The organism is Microbacterium sp. T32 (assembly GCF_001619615.1).
Lineage (GTDB): Bacteria > Actinomycetota > Actinomycetes > Actinomycetales > Microbacteriaceae > Microbacterium.
The window spans coordinates 1-444 of the sequence record NZ_LQQP01000076.1 but is presented as its reverse complement, the minus strand read 5'-3'; the positions used below and the strand labels follow the sequence as shown (position 1 = coordinate 444).

General features: G+C 66.4%; 1 pseudogene. It reads left to right on the top strand.

Annotated elements, in window-relative coordinates:
• A pseudogene (locus AVW09_RS18115) lies at positions 1-444 on the top strand (hypothetical protein); the annotation flags it as partial.

The window sequence follows — 444 nt, the reverse complement described above, 5'->3', positions numbered from 1 at the left end:
CCCCCCCCCCCCCCCCCCCCCCGCTGATCTGAATCGCCGCACGATCCTGCAAGGCGCGGCCTGGACCATCCCCGCCATCGCCATCGCCACCGTCGCCCCCGTTGCCGCGGCGGCTTCCAACACCACCGTCCTCACCTTCAACCAGACCACCTACACCGGCACCGCCTGCGGCACCATCACCGGTGCCTACATCACCGTCACCGTCAACGGCATCCCCACCGCCGGACGCTCCGTCACCACGACGCTCGACAGCGGGTACACCTTCGCCGACGGAACCACCACGAACACCCAAGTCAGCGACAGCAACGGGCGGGTAAATCTGCCCGAAATCAGCATTCCGTCAGCGGGCGGCGTGGCAAACGCATCTGGTTCATCATCATCAGCGGCGAGTGTGTCAGCAACCTTGCAAGCTCCGGCGACGGGATCCATGCGACGATTCGCCAA